At 68.5% G+C, this 16,879-nt stretch carries 14 protein-coding genes; 11 read left to right on the top strand and 3 right to left on the bottom strand.

Translation table 11 applies throughout. The annotated features are described in order from the left end of the window. The coding region (locus ACFSDF_RS10460) for a hypothetical protein (protein ID WP_377157442.1) at positions 1-663 on the bottom strand (663 nt) is incomplete at its 3' end. A gap of 307 nt (positions 664-970) precedes the next feature. Here ACFSDF_RS10460 and ACFSDF_RS10465 point away from each other — a divergent pair. Beyond that, positions 971-1,936, top strand: coding sequence for a hypothetical protein (locus tag ACFSDF_RS10465; RefSeq protein WP_377157444.1), 966 nt, complete (start codon positions 971-973; stop codon positions 1,934-1,936). A 101-nt stretch (positions 1,937-2,037) separates the two neighbouring features. Here the strand turns inward: ACFSDF_RS10465 and ACFSDF_RS10470 are convergent, their stop codons facing one another. Beyond that, a complete protein-coding gene (locus ACFSDF_RS10470) occupies positions 2,038-2,667 on the bottom strand; it encodes a hypothetical protein (RefSeq protein WP_167007283.1) in 630 nt (209 codons plus the stop codon). 696 nt (positions 2,668-3,363) lie between these two features. Here ACFSDF_RS10470 and ACFSDF_RS20390 point away from each other — a divergent pair. The 10 genes from ACFSDF_RS20390 to ACFSDF_RS10525 are packed head-to-tail and all read left to right on the top strand — an operon-like array spanning position 3,364 to position 14,001. After that, positions 3,364-5,139, top strand: a complete 1,776-nt coding sequence (locus tag ACFSDF_RS20390) for an ABC transporter permease (protein ID WP_465264194.1) — start codon at positions 3,364-3,366, stop codon at positions 5,137-5,139. A 5-nt stretch (positions 5,140-5,144) separates the two neighbouring features. Further along, on the top strand, positions 5,145-5,999 hold the full coding sequence (locus ACFSDF_RS10485; protein WP_377157446.1) for an MlaE family ABC transporter permease: 855 nt from the start codon (positions 5,145-5,147) through the stop codon (positions 5,997-5,999). Beyond that, positions 5,996-7,285, top strand: a complete 1,290-nt coding sequence (locus ACFSDF_RS10490; RefSeq protein WP_167007285.1) for an MCE family protein — start codon at positions 5,996-5,998, stop codon at positions 7,283-7,285. The genes ACFSDF_RS10485 and ACFSDF_RS10490 overlap by 4 nt, the downstream gene beginning before the upstream one ends. Then, complete coding sequence (locus ACFSDF_RS10495) at positions 7,282-8,289, top strand: MCE family protein (RefSeq protein ID WP_167252058.1); 1,008 nt, start codon at positions 7,282-7,284, stop codon at positions 8,287-8,289. The genes ACFSDF_RS10490 and ACFSDF_RS10495 overlap by 4 nt, the downstream gene beginning before the upstream one ends. After that, a complete protein-coding gene (locus tag ACFSDF_RS10500; protein ID WP_167252057.1) occupies positions 8,289-9,320 on the top strand; it encodes an MCE family protein in 1,032 nt (343 codons plus the stop codon). Before ACFSDF_RS10495 ends, ACFSDF_RS10500 begins: the two co-directional genes overlap by 1 nt. Beyond that, positions 9,317-10,351, top strand: coding sequence for an MCE family protein (locus ACFSDF_RS10505; RefSeq protein ID WP_167252056.1), 1,035 nt, complete (start codon positions 9,317-9,319; stop codon positions 10,349-10,351). Before ACFSDF_RS10500 ends, ACFSDF_RS10505 begins: the two co-directional genes overlap by 4 nt. After that, positions 10,348-11,706 (top strand): MCE family protein, encoded by a 1,359-nt coding sequence (locus ACFSDF_RS10510; RefSeq protein ID WP_377157449.1) that lies wholly within the window; start codon positions 10,348-10,350, stop codon positions 11,704-11,706. Before ACFSDF_RS10505 ends, ACFSDF_RS10510 begins: the two co-directional genes overlap by 4 nt. Further along, entirely contained in the window at positions 11,706-12,872 is a 1,167-nt protein-coding gene (locus ACFSDF_RS10515; protein ID WP_167252054.1) for an MlaD family protein, read from the top strand. The genes ACFSDF_RS10510 and ACFSDF_RS10515 overlap by 1 nt, the downstream gene beginning before the upstream one ends. Continuing rightward, positions 12,869-13,480 carry a nuclear transport factor 2 family protein gene (locus ACFSDF_RS10520; RefSeq protein ID WP_167007294.1) on the top strand — a complete coding sequence of 204 codons (612 nt, stop codon included), beginning with the start codon at positions 12,869-12,871 and terminating at the stop codon, positions 13,478-13,480. Before ACFSDF_RS10515 ends, ACFSDF_RS10520 begins: the two co-directional genes overlap by 4 nt. Then, a complete protein-coding gene (locus ACFSDF_RS10525) occupies positions 13,477-14,001 on the top strand; it encodes a hypothetical protein (protein ID WP_167007297.1) in 525 nt (174 codons plus the stop codon). The genes ACFSDF_RS10520 and ACFSDF_RS10525 overlap by 4 nt, the downstream gene beginning before the upstream one ends. Here the strand turns inward: ACFSDF_RS10525 and ACFSDF_RS10530 are convergent. Next, on the bottom strand, positions 13,988-16,819 hold the full coding sequence (locus ACFSDF_RS10530) for an FAD/NAD(P)-binding protein (protein ID WP_377157452.1): 2,832 nt from the start codon (positions 16,817-16,819) through the stop codon (positions 13,988-13,990). The genes ACFSDF_RS10525 and ACFSDF_RS10530 overlap by 14 nt on opposite strands. Between the last annotated feature and the right edge of the window lie 60 nt (positions 16,820-16,879).

Below are 16,879 nucleotides of genomic sequence, written 5' to 3' on the forward strand. Positions count from 1 at the left end.
CACGCCATTGAAGCTTGCCTTATCGCCGATGCTGATGGCCCCGAGGCAGCCAGTCACGGCGGTCACAGAGAGGTGGCCGTGCGCGACCGTCTCGTTGACGGTGAGATCCTGTGTGCCGTTTGGCTTGACGACCTCGGAGAAGGAGCCATGAGCTGTGCCAGAGACGGTGAAGCTGCAGATCGCGCCGTTGGTCGCCGTGTCGACGACCGTTGCCATCGAGGCGTTGTTGCCGCAGTCCTCGATCTTGCCGCTGAAGACGTTGGTCAGTGCCGCTGTCGAGGACTGGCTGGCTGGGTCCATGGAGACGCACCAGGCCTGGGTCTGGTTTACGGTCATCGCCAGCCCGCCTGGTCCGATACAGCCAGCCCAGGTGCTGGCGGCGTTGAGCGTCGCGATCAGGCCGCTGGCGGGCATCGCGCCAGCAGTGATTCCGCCCGTCGGGGTCGTCCCGGATGCCGTCGCGCCCGTGCAGCCCATGTTTACGATCGTAGAGCCGTGTCGAACGGTGAAGCCGATGGAGCCCTTCGATGTGCCGGTGACGTTGTACGAGCCGGTCGTGGCGCCTCCGACGGAGATGTTGTGAGGCGGGCCGGCGACGGCCGGTCCGCCGAGAAGGACGAGGGCGGTGGCGCCGAGGAAAGCGGCTGTCTTCTTGAATCGCATGGTGCGATCCCCCTTCGAACTCATGTTGTGACGGGCGTCACAACTGAGGCCACCTTGGCGATCCGGGTTGAACGGTGTCTAGGGGAGCGGACGAGAAGTTGGCCGAAGCCGGCGCCGATGCTCAGGGCGGTGAGCATCGGACGCCCGTGATGCGCTCGGTGGTAGAGCGTGTTGGGCGTGAGCGCTCGTTGAGCGCGCAGCCGTGGATGTTCACATACGTGAACATCCACGGGTCACGGTGAGGTCGGGGAGAACCCCGTTGTGCCGTTTCCTTGCCCGCCTCCCCGGGGCATGCGAGCCTGTCGCCGTGTGGAAGATGTCACGCCGTCGCGGCGTTCGCCTGGTTGTTGTAGCCCCAGTTCTCGCTGTGCTGCTCGGTGGTTTCGCCGCGCGAAGCGCCGCGGAGGTCCCCTACCCCGGCCTCCCAGATCAAGAGCCGGAATATCCCGGCGGGGGATGGATCGGGGTGGCCCAGACCGCCATGACCCACATGGTTCGAGCGAAGCAGTGGGTGCGGATTCCCACTGTTCCGACGGCCGCGTGGAGCCAGTTGTCGTTCTCGAACTACCCGCCCGAGCATCAATGGTCAAGCACGAACCATTTCAGGAACTTCGTGTATTTCGTGTCTCCGCCTGGTTCCAGGCACAATTACGGAGACATGGAGCCTGTGACGGTCAGGACTGTCGCTTTCGGTGCGATTCCCGTCGAAGCGGTCGTCCAGATCAGTCAGCGGCGAGGCCCGGACGGGCTGCCGATTGGGCTCACCTTCACGACCGACCATGATGTTGACACCGGCACGCCGGGGGTGGTCGTCAACTTCTACCATGACTCCCAGATCGACGACGTGCTCTGGGTGAAGGTGCTGGCCGTCAAGGTGGATGGCAAGGATCTCCGACTTGCCGGGCAATGCCGGACTGTGCGGCCAGCGAAACTCTCCGTGTTGGGCGATGGCGGCGGCGATCTATCGGAGACGGAGATGGACCTTAGCAAGCACTACCGAGTCGCCGTTGGTGGACGACTTGCCGGGACGGTCGACGTTCCTGCGTTCTCGGGTTGCGTAACCAAGAGTGGCGACGACGTGTCGCGACTTGTGACGGCAACGGTCTCGGGTCCTGGCAACCCGATCAAGCTCCAGGTCAGTGCGGGGATCTGCACGAAGAAGTCGCCACTGGGAGGTCTTCCGCCGGCGCCGGGAGAGTCGACACCAGAAGCGGCGGGCTGCGAGATGGATCAGCTTCCTGCGGAGTTTCCGTATCCGAAGCGTGGCGACTGAGGTCCACGGCCATGTCGTAGGTGCGCTCTCGTCTCAAGGAAGAGAGCCCGGGAGTCTGTCATCAGACTCCCGGGCTCTCCTTCGTGACGCCTGGCTTTGTGTTAGCCGAGGATGCGGCCGTTGGTGACGTTGATGTTGAGGGTGTTGCCTGATCCGGGGACGAGGAGGTTGATGAGCCAGGTGTTGAGGCCGCAGTGCTGGAAGTCTCCGATGGTGTAGGTGCCGCCGAGGGTGCCGCCGGTGATGAGGTTGAAGTTGCCGCCGGCGGGGGTGTTGGCGGGGATGGTGACGGGGTCCTTGGTGCGGCAGAAGGGGCCGGCGAAGGTCGGGAAACCGGCGATCTTGATGTTGGAGAGTTTGATGTAGTAGCTGGCGGTGGAGGTGACGGGGGTGTTGTTGTTGACGATGTCGATGCGGCCGGTGATGGGGGCGGCTTCGACGAAGGTGACGTCGGCTTCGACGGGGATGAAGCCGATGACTTCGAATTTGGTGCGGGTGCCGGGTAGGGGCATGTGGCCGGTGAAGTCGCCGGTGTTGACGTCGAGGTTGGTGGTCAGTGTGGTGGGTCCGACGTTGATGGTGGAGTCGGTGGAGTTGATGTAGGAGGTGCCTTCGGCGTCGTGTTCGAGGCCGAGGGCGTTGGCGGCGGCTGCGGGGGCGATGGTCAGGGCGGCGGCGGCGCTGATGGTGGCGGCCCGACGAACCCAACGACGTGTGGTCTTCATGGTCATGAACGTGTCCTCCTGCGACAGGTGAAGGCAGCCTCATGCATGCCTTCCGAACTGGCGTAACTGGAGTTCACACTGGCGATACGGGGATTGACCTGTCCAGATGTGTGCAGCCCTGTCCGTGTGCCACGTCGGTGGATGTTCAGGTACCTGAACATCCACCGACGTGGCGGGTCGCGAAGGTAACGCGAAGCCCACGCGATGCCGTCAGCGATGCGGGGCGTGGTAGCGGTGCTGAGGGCAACCGCGCCTCAACAGGCAGAAATCTTCGTGAATCGCATCGAGACTCCTCGAGGTCGGTCCGGGCGCGTCCCCCCGCGCCCGGCTCCATTGTGACCATGCCGGGCGTACGACGGGCGTGTCGAGACTCGCGACGGTCGGATGCTTTCTGGTCGGCCTGGATGTTCAGTCCCATGAGCATCCAGATGGTCAGTTGAGGGCCAGTGTGGCGGGCTCGGCGGAGGGGCTGCGGAGCGTTGGAGCGGCGGGCCTCCGCACGGTTCGGAAACCTTGTGAGCCAGGTGACAAGAAATGGTCACGAAAGGGTCACGAAGGGGCCCTCTTTGGTCAACCCTCTGTTGCGTGACCGGGACCACACCTAACTTCATCGCAGGCGCCGGTCACCTGAGGGGGCGGCCCGGCGCCGCCTACTTATCAAGGGCGCGCCGTCGCGTGCTCAGGGAAACCGACGGAGGACGCATGGGTGGGACGGTCGAGGTCGAGGGCCTCACGAAGAGCTTCGGGAGCCAGAACATCTGGCGTGACGTGACCCTGACTCTCCCGCCCGGCGAGATCACCGCCTTGCTCGGCCCTTCGGGGACGGGCAAGTCGGTGTTCCTCAAGTCGCTGATGGGCTTGATCCAGCCGGAGGCCGGCGTCGCCCACATCGACGGCGTCGACATGTGCCGCGCCAAGGAGTCGCACCGCCTCGAGCTGCGCAAGAGCTTCGGCGTCCTCTTCCAGGACGGCGCCCTCTTCGGCTCGATGCCGGTCTACGACAACGTCGCGTTTCCTCTGCGCGCCCACACCAACAAGACCGAAAAGGAGATCAAGCAGATCGTCTCCGAGAAGCTGGAGATGGTCGGCCTCCTCGGTCAGGAGCACAAGCTCCCCGGCGAGATGTCCGGCGGCATGCGCAAGCGCGCCGGCCTCGCCCGCTCGCTCGTCACGGAGCCGTCGATCATCCTCTGCGACGAGCCGGACTCGGGCCTCGACCCGGTCCGTACGGCGAACCTCGCTCAGCTCCTCCTCGACGTCAACACGCAGACCGACGCGACGATGCTCGTCGTCACCCACAACATCGAGCTCGCGCGGACGTTGCCGGATAACCTCGGCATGCTCTATCGCCGCGAACTCGTCATGTTCGGCCCGCGCGAGGAATTCCTCCTGACCGACCATCCCGTCGTGTCGCAGTTCATGAGCGGCGACCCCGACGGGCCGATCGGGATGAGCGAAGAGGTCGACCACAGCACGGTCCACGAACGTCCGGAGGAGCCGGTCTACGGCTACCCCGACGGCGGGGGGACCGCGACGATGGTGCGCGCCGGGGCGCGCGCCATCGAAGTGCTACCGCGCCAGCTCGTCCCGACGTCGGGGGCGGTACGAGCTGGCGCGGTTCGCCACGGCGGGAGGGTCTCGTCTGGCAAGGCGCCCCTCATCGTCGCCGACGACGAGGAGACTGACCCAGTAGCCCCACTCCGCAAGAAGCCCGCCGTCGTCCGGGGTCTGGACGAGATCGGCAACCTCTTTGCCCTGGGCCTGGACACGATCCGCGCGACCTTCCGTCGCCCGTTCGCTGCCCGTGAAGCGCTCGAGCAGTTCTGGTTCGTGGTGTCGGTGTCGTGGGTCCCGGCGATGCTCGTCGCCATCCCGTTCGGCGCCGTCATCGCACTCCAGCTCGGCACACTGACCATCCAGGTCGGCGCGCAGTCGTTCACCGGCGCGGCGAGCGTCCTCGCGGTCGTTCAACAAGCGGCACCGATCGTCACGACTCTCGTGATCGCGGGTGCGGGCGGTGCGGCCATCTGTGCCGACCTCGGTGCACGGACGATCCGCGATGAGATCGACGCGATGAAGGTGACCGGGGTGTCACCGATCCAGCGACTCGTCGTGCCACGCGTGCTCGCCTGCATGGGCGCCGCGGTCCTGCTCAACGGTCTGGTCTCGGTCGTCGGCGTCCTCGGTGGCTACTTCTTCAACGTCGTCGTGCAAGGCGGCACCCCCGGGGCCTACCTCGCCAGCTTCACCGCCCTCGCGCAGATCTCCGACCTGTGGGTCGGCGAGCTGAAGGCCGTCATCTTCGGCTTCATCGCCGGCGTCGTCGCGGCGTACCGGGGCCTCAACACCCGCCCCGGACCCAAGGGTGTCGGCGACTCGGTGAACCAGTCGGTCGTCATCACCTTCCTCCTGCTCTTCTTCGTCAACTTCGTCCTCACCACGCTGTATCTCCAGCTGGTGCCCGGCAAGGGAGCCTGACCGTCATGACCTCCACCCCCGACACCGCGCCTCGCGTCCGCCGACGGCGGCCGTGGGACAAGGCACTGGACGCGCTGGCCGACACCGGGCAGGACATCCGCTTCCATGGGCAGGTGATCGCCGCCATCCCGACCGCGATCCGCCGCTACCCGAAGGAGGTCCTCAAGCTCCTCTCCGAGGTCAGCTTCGGATCCGGCGCACTCGCCGTCATCGGCGGCACCGTCGGCGTGATGGTCGGGATGAGCCTGTTCGTCGGCACCGTTGTCGGCATGCAGGGCTACGCCGCGCTCGACCAGATCGGCACGTCCACCCTCAACGGGTTCATCTCGGCCTACTTCAACACCCGTGAGATCGCCCCGCTCGTCGCCGCACTCGCACTCTCGGCGACCGTTGGCGCGGGCTTCACCGCTCAGCTCGGCGCGATGCGGATCAGCGAGGAGATTGACGCGCTGCAGGTGATGGGTGTCGGTGCGGTCCCGTTCCTCGTCAGCACCCGGGTGGTCGCCGGGTTCATCGCGATCATCCCGCTGTACGTGATCGGCCTGCTCACCTCGTACGCGGGCTCGCGGATCGTCACCGTCTTCTTCCGAGGGCAGTCGGCGGGCACGTACGACCACTACTTCAACCTGTTCCTGCCACCGATCGACATCTTGCTGTCGTTCGCCAAGGTGCTCGTGTTCGCGGTGCTGATCATCTTGATCCACTGCCGGCTCGGCTTCAAGGCGAGCGGCGGTCCGGCAGGCGTCGGCACGGCGGTCGGTCACTCCGTGCGCCGCAGCATCGTCACCGTCGCCGTCCTCGACCTCGTCCTGTCGATGGCGATGTGGGGCACGACGACGACGGTGAGGATCGCCGGATGAGGTCGACGCGACTGCTCGACAGCCTCCTCGGCGTCGGCTACTTCCTGCTCATCGCGGCGTTCGTCACTGCCGCGATGCTCGTGTACAACAAGGCGTTTGTGTCGAGCACCGACGTCCGGCTGACGACCGGGACGATCGGCAACGCCCTCCAGAAGGGGTCCGACGTCAAGCTCAACGGTGTGCCCGTGGGGACGGTGACGTCGGTCGAGGCCGCTGAGGAAGGGGCCACGCTCACCCTCGCGCTCGAGCCCGAGATCGCCGACGAGCTCCCGCCGGACACGGTCGCGCGGCTGCTCCCCAAGACACTGTTCGGTGAGCGATACGTGGCGCTCCAAGCACCCGAGGAGTCCCTTGGCGGCGCGCTCTCGTCGGGGGACACGATCCGCCAGGACACCTCAGACGAGGCGATCGAGCTGGAGGAGGTCTTCGACGAGCTCCTCCCGCTGCTCCAGTCGATCCAGCCCGAGAAGCTGTCCGCCACCCTCGGCGAGCTGGCCGCGTTCCTGCGCGGACGCGGCACCGAGATCGGCGACTCGATGTCGAGCTGGGCCGGCTACATGGACAAGATGAACCCGTTGGTGCCGCAGATGGCCGAGGACTTCGGCAAGCTCGGTGAGCTCGCGGTCGAGTACGAAGAGGCGCTGCCCGACCTCATCAACGCGCTCGACACGATGACGACCACCTCCAAGACCCTGACCGAGCAACGCACCGAGCTCGGCGAGGTGTATGCGAACGTCATCGCCGCCGGAGACGAGACCACCGGCTGGGTCAAGGACAACAAGAAGACGATCATCGTCCTCTCGGAGGAGAGCCGCGTCGCGCTGAAGGCCACCGCCCCGTACGCCTCGCAGTTCCCTTGCCTGCTCCGGGCCACCAGCGCGTTCGTCCCGCAGATGGACGACGTGCTCGGCGCCGGGACGGACGAGCCGGGCATCCATGTCGTGCTCAACGTCGTCGAGTCCCGCGGCAAGTACCTGCCAGGCAAGGACCGCCCGCGCTACCGCAGCAACGGCAAGCCGCGGTGCCCGTACATGAACGGCCAGACCGGTACGACCCCCGTACGGGCCGCGGACGAGCCACCGGCGATCCCCGCGCCGCCGTCGAGCCGCCTCGAGCAGCAGTTCGCGGACGGCGGCGGGCTCGGTGAGGCCAACTCGCCCGGCGAGAACCAGCTCATCGCCGAGCTCGTCGCGCCGACCCAGGGCCTGGCGCCGGCCGAGTACCCGTCCTGGTCGAGCCTTCTCGTGGGCCCCACCCTCCGCCACACGAAGGTGACGCTCAAATGACCTCGACCCTGATCAAGAGCATCGTGTTCACGGTGGTCACGGTCCTGGCGACCCTCGCGCTCGCCGGCACGATCCGCAACAGCACGAGCGGCGAGTCCACGGTCTATACGGCGCTGTTCTCCGACGCGACCAGCCTCAACCGGGGTGACGACGTACGGATGGCGGGCGTCAAGGTCGGCACCGTCGAGACCATCGAGGTCGCCGACCGCAGCGTCGCCAAGGTGACCTTCACGATCTCCGACACCGTCACGCTGACGACCGGCGCGACCGCACAGCTGCGGTTCCGCAACCTCGTCGGCCAGCGCTACATCTCGCTGATGCCGGCGGAGACCACCGGCGCGCCGTTGCCCGAGGGGCACACCTTCACCGTGAGCGAGACCCGGCCGGCGCTCGACCTGACGATGTTGTTCAACGGGTTCCAGCCGCTGTTCAAGATGCTGAACCCCGACGACGTCAACCAGCTCAGCTCGGAGATCATCGCCGTCTTCCAGGGTGAGGGCGCGACCGTCGAGGGGCTGCTGTCGAGCACGGCCAGCCTCACGTCGACGCTCGCCGAGCGCGACGAGGTGATCGGTCAGCTCGTGACCAACCTCAACGACGTGCTGACGGTCGTCAATGACCGTACGGACCAGCTCGACACGACACTGGTGACCCTCCAGAAGCTCGTCAGCGGGCTGGCCGCCGACCGCGCCGCGATCGGCGACTCGATCGCGGGGATCGGGGCCCTGACCACGAGCGTCAGCGCGTTGCTCGAGGAGACACGGCCGCCGCTCAAGGGCTCGATCGCGGCGCTCGAGGACGTGTCGGCCGTGCTCGCCGACAACGAGGAGGTCGTCGACACCTTCCTCCAGCGGCTCCCGGCCAAGCTCGACAAGATCGGTCGCCTCGCGAGCTATGGCTCCTGGCTCAACTTCTACGTGTGCTCCATCGAGGGCCGCATCCCGATGCCGGAGGGCTACATGGGTGATCTCGGCGTGAAGCCGGTCGCAGGGAGGTGCCGCTGATGAGTCGGGTCAAGCGCAGATATCCCACGTCGTTCGCGGAGCGCAACAAGGTCGTCCTCGCGATCGTGGGCATGCTCTCGATGGCGCTGGTCTTCCTCGTGACGTTCAACGCCGACGCCATGCCGGTGATCGGCGGCGGCGACATCCGCGAGGCGCGCTTCGCCGAGGGCGGCGGTCTCAAGAAGGGCAACGAGGTCAGGGTCGCCGGCGTCAAGGTCGGCAAGGTCACCGAGATCTCCCTCGACGGCGCTCAGGTCGTCGTGAAGTTCCGGATCAAGGACGTCGAGCTCGGCAGCGAGACGAGGGCCGCGGTCAAGGTCAAGACGATGCTTGGCCAGAAGTACTTGGCGCTCGAACCGGCCGGGACGACGCCGCTGGACGGAGCGATCCCGGTCGAGCACACGATGACCCCGTACGACGTCAACGCGGCGTTCTCCGACCTCTCGACGACGATCGACGAGATCGACACGGAGAAGATGGAGGAGAGCTTCCTGACGCTCGCCGACGCCTTCCGTGACACCCCGGAGTCGGTGCAGACCATGGTCGCGGGACTGACCGACCTGTCGCGGACGATCTCGAGCCGCGACGAAGAGCTCGCCGAGCTGTTCGCGTCGACGACGCAGGTCACGAGCACGCTGCGCAACCGCAACGATGAGTTCGAGAAGATCATCACCGACGGCAGCGACCTGCTCGGCGAGCTCCAGGCGCGGCGCGACGCGGTCAAGGCGATGTGGGAGGGCACGGCGTCTCTCAGCCGTGAGATGAAGGGGCTCGTCGCCGACAACGAGGAGCAGCTGCGCCCGGCACTCGCCAAGCTCGACGAGGTCACCGAGATCCTTCAGCGCAACCAGGACAACCTCAACGCCGCGCTGGCCAAGATCGGCCCGTACTACCGGATGCTGGCGACCTCGATGGGCAACGGACGGTGGGTCGACTCGTACATCTGCGGCCTCTTCGATGCCCAGGGCAGGCCGGTCCTCGACAACGACGTCCTCCGCAACTGCTCGCCGAAGGCTGGAGGTGCCCGATGAGGATCAACCTCAAGCAGTGGACGATCGGTGCGGTCATCATCGCCGCGCTCGGGCTGTCCGGCTTCGCGTCCGACCGGGTGATCGCCGCGGGCGGCACCGAGGTGACCGCGTTGTTCGACGCCACGATCGGCCTCTATCCAGGATCGGACGTGCAGGTCCTCGGCGTCGCGATCGGCACCGTGACGGCGGTGGAGCCCGAAGGCGGTCAGGTCCGCGTGTCGATGAAGCTCGACCGGGGCCAGCACGTCGCCGCGGACACGAGCGCCGTGATCGTCGCGCCGACGCTGGTCAGCGACCGGTTCGTCCAGCTCACCGAGCCGTACGTCGGGGGAGCGAAGCTCGAGTCCGGCGACGAGATCACCAAGACCGCGGTGCCCGTCGAGATCGACGAGCTCTACGCGAGCCTCAACGACGTCGGCCAGAAGCTCGGGCCCGAGGGCGCCAACCGCAACGGTGCACTGTCCGAGCTGCTCACAGTCGCCGCGGACAACCTCAAGGGCCAGGGCGCCGACATCAACGAGATGTTCGGCGAGTTCGGCAAGGCCACCAAGACGCTGTCCAACTCCGACGACGACCTGTTCGCGACGATCGCGAACCTCAAGGAGTTCAACGACATGCTCGTCGAGAACGACACGTCGGTGGCCCAGGTCAATCGGCAGTTCGCCGAGGTCGCCGACTACCTCGCCGAGGACCGCGAGAGCATGGCCGGCGCGATCGCGAGCCTCGGTGACTCGCTGGCCGTCCTCGACGACTTCATCCGCGACAACCGGGGCAACCTCAAGACCAGCGTCGACAAGCTGAAAGGCCCGACCCGGGTGCTGGTCAACCAGCAGAAGTCGCTTGAGGAGGCGGTGCAGACCATCCCGCTGGCCCTCCAGAACTTCCTCAACGCGTACAACATCGAGACGAACACCGTCGACGGGCGCGGCAACCTCAATGAGCTGTCGCTGTGGTCGACGAACGGCCTCGACGCCCAGTCGTCCGACGACGCGCCGCCGGTGCTCCTGCCCGGGCTAGGGGAGGACCGATGAAGCCGCATCGCTGGTTGAGCTTGTCGCAGCCCCGCCGCTGGTTGAGCTTGTCGAAACCGAGCCTGTCGAAACCGAGCCTGTCGAAACCCGCTGTCCTCGCTGCCGTCGCGACGTTGACGCTCACCGGCTGCAGCGTCGGCAGCGTGTACGACGCGCCGCTGCCCGGCGGCGCGGACGTCGGCTCTGACCCGGTCACGATCACTGCCGACTTCGACGACGTGCTCGACCTGGTCCCGCAGTCGAGCGTCAAGGTGGACAACGTCGACGTCGGTCGTGTCTCCAAGATCGCGCTGAATCCCGGCGGCCGCAGTGCCAAGGTGACGCTCGTCGTCAACGACAGCGTGCGGCTGCCCGCAGGGACAACCGCCCGGCTCCAGCAGACCTCGCTGCTCGGCGAGAAGTACGTGGCGCTGGTACGCCCGGCCGCCGCCGAGCCAGGCGACCCGGTCGGCGACGGCGACGAGATCCCGCTCGCGGCGACCTCCCAGGCCGCGCAGGTCGAGCAGGTGCTCGGAGCGCTCTCGATGGTGCTCAACGGCGGCGGGATCGGGCAGTTCCAAGAGATCTCCCGTGAGCTGCAGGCCGTGAGCAAGGGGCGCCCGGAGGAGATCAAGGGTTTCCTCCGTGAGATGGAGGGATTCGTCACCGCGCTCGACGAGCGCAAGGGCGCGATCACCGAGGCCATCGAAGGGCTCGCCTCGCTGTCGCAGACGCTCGAGCAGGACACCGACAAGATCGCGTCGGCGCTCGACGGGCTGAGCCCCGGCATGGAGGTCCTGGTCGAGCAGCGGACGCAGCTCGTCGCGATGCTCGAGGCGCTCGACCGTCTCTCGGACGTCACGGTCGACACGCTGGACAAGGCGCAGAAGGACATCGTTGCCGACTTCGAGCTGCTCGAGCCGATCCTCGAACAGCTTGCGAAGGCGGGCGAGGACCTTCCGAAGTCGCTCGAGATCCTGCTGACGTACCCGTTCCCGGACTCGGTGCTCGGCGCGATCAAGGGCGACTACATGAACGTCTTCATCACGACGAACTTCCGGACGCTTCCGGCGGGCTGCAAGGCGGCCGGGTGCTCGTGGCCGCAGGTGCCGGGCAGCGCTCCGACCGGATCCGCGCCGAGTCCGGTGGACGCGGACCGCCTGACCGTACGGAACGACCCGCCGACGCTGCTGCCGCCCACGGACTCGCCGACGCCGGGTGCGCCCGGGCCGACGATCCCCGTACCGACTGACAGTCCGGCGTCGCCGTCGCCCTCACCCTCGCCGTCTCCGGAGTCGCCGTCGCCGACGGCCCCGGAGTCGCCGAGCGCGACGCCGGACGACCCCGCGACCCCACCGAAGGAGGGTGACGACTGATGCTGACCGGTCGTACGAAGACCCAGCTCGTCGCGTTCGTGGTGGTCGCGCTGCTCGCCACCACATACCTCGGGGCGAAATACGTGGGGATCAACCTGTTCGGCTCCGGCTACAAGATCACCGTGTCGCTGCCCGAGACGGGCGGCATCTTCACCAACGGCGAGGTGACCTACCGCGGGGTGCCGATCGGGCGCATCGAGAGCTTGAAGGCCACGGACGACGGCGTCGAGGCCGTTCTCAAGATCGACGCCGACGCGCCCGACATCCCGGCCGACGTCACCGTCAAGGTCGCGAACCGCTCGACGATCGGCGAGCAGTACATCGACCTGCGGGGCGACACCGGGGGCGAGACGCTCGCCGCGGGCGCTCAGCTCAGCGCGGGCCAGGAGGCGATCCCGCAGCCGATCGACGTGCTCCTCCGTACGTCCCGCGACTTCGCAGACTCGGTGCCCCAGGAGGACCTGACGACGGTCATCGACGAGGGGTACAACCTCTCGCAGGGGGCCAGCGGAGACCTCACGCAGCTGCTCGACGCGTCGCTGGAGTTCCACGAGATCGCCGACAAGAACTTCCTCGTCAGCGCCGCGCTCATCCGCAACTCCGAGACGGTGCTCGACACGCAGCTCGCTGCCGCCGACAGCATCAAGAGCTACAGCGAGAGCCTCGACCTCCTCGCCACCACGCTCGCCGATGCCGACGGCGACCTGCGTGCGCTGATCGCCAGCTCGCCGGTCGCGGCCCAGGAGATCAACCAGCTCTTCAAGGACGTCGGGGTCCCGCTGGGCGTCCTCATGAGCAACCTCGTCTCGACGGCACAGGTCTTCGGCACGAACTCCCAGGGTGTCGAGGACGCGCTCATCCGCATCCCCGAGGCGATCAGCATCGGGTGGGCGGTCAACGGCTCGAAGGGCCTGAACCTCGGGCTCACTCCCACGTTTTTCGACCCGCTGCCCTGTGTGGCGGGCTACGGTGGCACCGAGCTGCGCGAGGGGACCGACACGAGCGCGGGCAAGCCCTTCAACAAGAAGGCGCGCTGCACCGCGAGCCCGAGCTCAGGGAAGAACGTCCGCGGACCTCACAGCTTGCCGAAGAAGAGCAACGGCTCGGCCGCGGCGAAGGTGACCGTCCCGTCGACGATGGGCGACCTCCTGGGAGGGAGCGAATGACCGTGGACCAGATCGAGGAGCCGGCCGACACGGACGAGGCGAACGACCCGTCCGACCCGTCCGACCCGTCCGAGGCGACGGCGGCGAGCGACACGACGACGGCGGCCGCGCCGCGTTGGCGACGGTTCGTCCTGCCGGCTGCGGCGGCCCTCGTCTTCGCCGTCGGCGTCTTCCTGTGGTGGAGCGCCGCCACGGACGAGCAGCTCAGCCAAGCCGAGGTTCGTGACGAGGTGCTGATCGCGGCGACCCACCACATCGAGACCATGAACACCCTCGACTACCGCGAGGTGGACGCTGGCCTCGAGGCATGGATGGACGTCACGACCGGCACGCTCCACGACCAGCTCGCCCAGGTCGGTGACGACGAACGCCAGCTGCTCGCCGACCAGAAGAAGATCTCGACGGGCAAGGTCGTCGACAGCGCTGTCTTCTCGCTCGACGGCGACACGGCGACCGTCGTCGCCTCGGTGGAGGTGACGGTCAAGGACGATGCCGACCCGGACGCCGAGCCGACCCTCAAGCGCAACCGGTTCAGCGCCGACGCCGTGAAGGTCGGGGACCAGTGGCTCCTCGAGAACCTCCAGCAGGTGGCGGTGAACCTCTCGTGACGACCGTGCGTACGCGGCTCTCCGTACTGCGCCCGCACCTCGTGCTGGCCCTCCTGGTCGCCCTGACCGTCTTCGGGCTCGTCGGTGTCTGGATGGCGTACGACATCCGTTCGACACCCGCCGCCCAGAACCTCGCCGTCGTCGACACGACCGCGACGGCCGAGGTCCAGTCGGAGGTGTCGCGGGCGCTCACCCGGGTGCTCAGCTACAGCTACGACGACCCGACGACGACCGAGCAGGCTGCCGACGAGGTGCTGTCCGGCGACGCGCGCAAGGAGTACGACACGTTGTTCGCGTCGCTCCAGGAGCGCGCTCCCGGTCAGCAGCTCGTGCTCACCGCCCAGGTCCAGATGGCGGCGGTCAAGGAGCTCACCGACGACACCGCCACGCTGCTGGTCTTCCTCGACCAGTCGTCTCAGCGCGTCGACGACAAGGAAGCGAGCGTCTCGGCGGCGCAGCTGGCGGTCGAGGCCAAGAAGGTCGACGGCGCCTGGACAGTCACGGGCCTCACCCCACTGTGACGGTGAGGTTGGCGCGACGGCGCTGGTCGAGCGGGTACGCCCGCCGGTCGAGGCGAGCGTCGAGCAGCGCGCTCGCACGCTCGGCCTGACCGGCGCTGACGAGGCAGAAGAGCAGCGTCTCCTCGACGACCTCGCGCTGCGCGGCAGAGCCACCCACCTGGACGAGCACGGGCAGGACGTCGTCGAGCAGCGCGATGGCGTCGGTCCAGCGCTGCTCGCCTGCCGCCAGGAGGGCGTCGCACACGGTCGCGACGGCCGTACGGACGGCTGCCTCGGGCGAGTTGCGGCAGTGCTGCGCGAGTGCGGCGAGCCGCTGGTGCTCCTCTGCGCCGGCGAGCGCGAGGGCGGCGTGCAGCGCCACGAAGGGCGTCTCCGGCCGCTCGAGGAGCGCGATATCGACAGCGTCGAGGACGGGCTGGACGGGCGGCGCCGCCTCCGACATCGTCATGCGCCAGCGCCACAGCAGGGAGCCCGAGTCGATGAGCGCGCGGACCCCGGTCACGGTCGGCGGGGCGAGCTGCGAGTAGTAGCGGCGTCGTACGGCCTCGGTGTCGCCGAGCGCGAGCTCGTGCAGCGCGGCGTGCCACGAGAAGTGCGCGCGGTGGCTCGCGGAGCGTCCGCTCTCGGCGACCCAGTGATCGAGCCACACGCGTCCGCCCTCGTGCTGCCCCGTCTCGTACATGACGTGCGTCAGCGCGTGCACGGCGTGGCCTGACGACGGCTCGCACGACAGCGCGCTCTCCGCGAGCAGGCCGGCCTCCTCGAAGCGGCCCTGGTCCTGGCGGGTGAAGGCGAGCAGCGAGATGTACCACCAGTGGTCGCCGTACGCGGGCGCCAGGCCCTCGACGAGGTCCCACGCCTCCTGCTGCACGTCGGTGACGCCGGAGAACGCGATCGTCGGGACGGCGGCCGAGACCGCGAGGATGTCGCGCGGGTGCGTCGCGAGGTGGTTCATGAGTGCCCGCGCGCCCTTGTGCCGGACGTCGCGGACACGCTGCCCGACGACATCGACGAGGCTGCGCTCACGCTCGTCGCCGCGCTTGCTGACGGCGCGCCGGGCGACCTCGAGCGAGGCCTGCACGTCGGCGTCGGCTCCGGCCTCGTGGCCGAGCAGCGCCAGCGTCGCGTGCCCGAGCGCGAAGTCGGGGTCGTGCGCGACCGCCTCGCGCAACGGCACCTCGACGTTGTCCTGCAGTCGCATGAGGCGCTCGAGACCGGCGTTGTACGCGGCGGCGGCCTCGGCCGTCGTCGAGAGGGGGAGGCCCAGCGGGTCACGAGGACGGGCCGCCGGGTGGTGACCGCTGACGAGCCGGCCGTCCGCGAGGCGACGAGGCTGCGGCGCGACCGCGTCGAGGACGGAGGTGGCGACCGCGAGCGCGTGGCTGCGGATCTCGGGCACCGCCGTCGACTCCCACAGCTCGCCGCGACGCAGCGCGCCGAGCGTCCAGACTGGAGCGTCGGCACGCCCCTCGGAGTCGACGAGGCGACCACCCTGCGTACGAAGGCCCATGCCGGCCGTCGCGACCTCGGCCAGCGCCGCGCCGCCGCGCGGGCGGAGGAGGTCGTCGAGGAACGGGTCGCCGAGCGTGCGGATGTCGGCACGCGGGCCCGTACAGTTCACGACCCAGCCCACGTCGTACGAGGCCTCGCCGCCCCCTTCGCTGGTCGACCCTGTCCCTTCGCTGGTCGAGCCGCCCCCTTCGCTGGTCGAGCCTGTCGAGACCCGCACCCGCAGCCCGCCGTCCGGCAGCGGCTCGGCGCCGAGGACGGAGCCGGTGCCGAGGACGAGCCGCCCCGCCTGGCGCAGGCCGCCGATCAGCGCGGCGCTCGACGGGGCCATGCGATGCCGCAGGACGTTCCAGGCGCCGGCGTGGTCAGCGACGAACGCGCGCTTGTCGGCCTCGCTCAGGCGCCCCCACAGCGTCGACACCTGGAACCGCAGCCCGTCGGCGCCCGGCCGCCAGTCGCCAGAGTCACGGCGCACGCTCGCGAGGTGGCGGGCCGCGGCGTCGAGGATCGATGCCAGGTCGTCGCCCCAGTCGGAGACGTCGGGGATGGCGGCGAGCTTGAGCTCGGAGGCGTGGCGGCGGGGGAGACGGCCGTGACGGGAGATCGCGCGGACCACCCGGTCGTCGCGGGACCCGACGTCGGTGAGCGACAAGGTGACGTCGACGGCCGTCAGTCCCGTACCGACGAGCAGGACGTCGCCCGGACCGGAGCGGTCTCTGCGGACGACGTCGAGTGCGCCGGGTGCCCACGGGTCGGGGACGAAGAAGGCCGAGTCGGTCAGCGCGTCGGGTGCCCAGATGTGCCCGGCAGCGGGCAGGCCGGTGGCGACGACGACCGCGTCGGCGGCGAGCTCACGCCCGTCGGCCGTGGCGACGACCACGCCGGACGGCGTACGGCGCAGCGCGACCGCCCGGGTCCGGTGGTGGCGCAGCGACGCGAACTCGCCGGGCGGACCCTGGTAGGTCTCGGTCAGCGTCTCGTCGAGGTAGCGCGCGTACTGGCGGCGCCGGGCGAACGTGCCGGGATCGCTGCCGTGCTCGGGATCCTCGCGGGTGCGCCAGGCCACGAAGTGCGCGGGGTCCTGGGGGAGCGCGCTCATCCCCGCGGCGGGGACGTTGAGGAGGTGCTGGTCGTCGAGCGTGCCGAACGACGGGCCGCGGCCCCAGCGGTCGGCCGGGTCGACGAGGACGACGTCGACGCCGGTGGAGCGTCCGCCAGCGGTCCGCGCGAGATGCAGCGCGACCAACGTGCCGGATGCTCCCGCGCCGACGATGACGACGGTCGGGCGGGTACGGCGGGGAGCGGTCACAGGTCACCTCGGTCCGGACGGAGCACTGACCCTGGTAACTATAGTGACCAAGTTGAGTTT

Origin of the sequence: Mumia zhuanghuii, assembly GCF_042681565.1 — a bacterium.
GTDB lineage: Bacteria > Actinomycetota > Actinomycetes > Propionibacteriales > Nocardioidaceae > Mumia.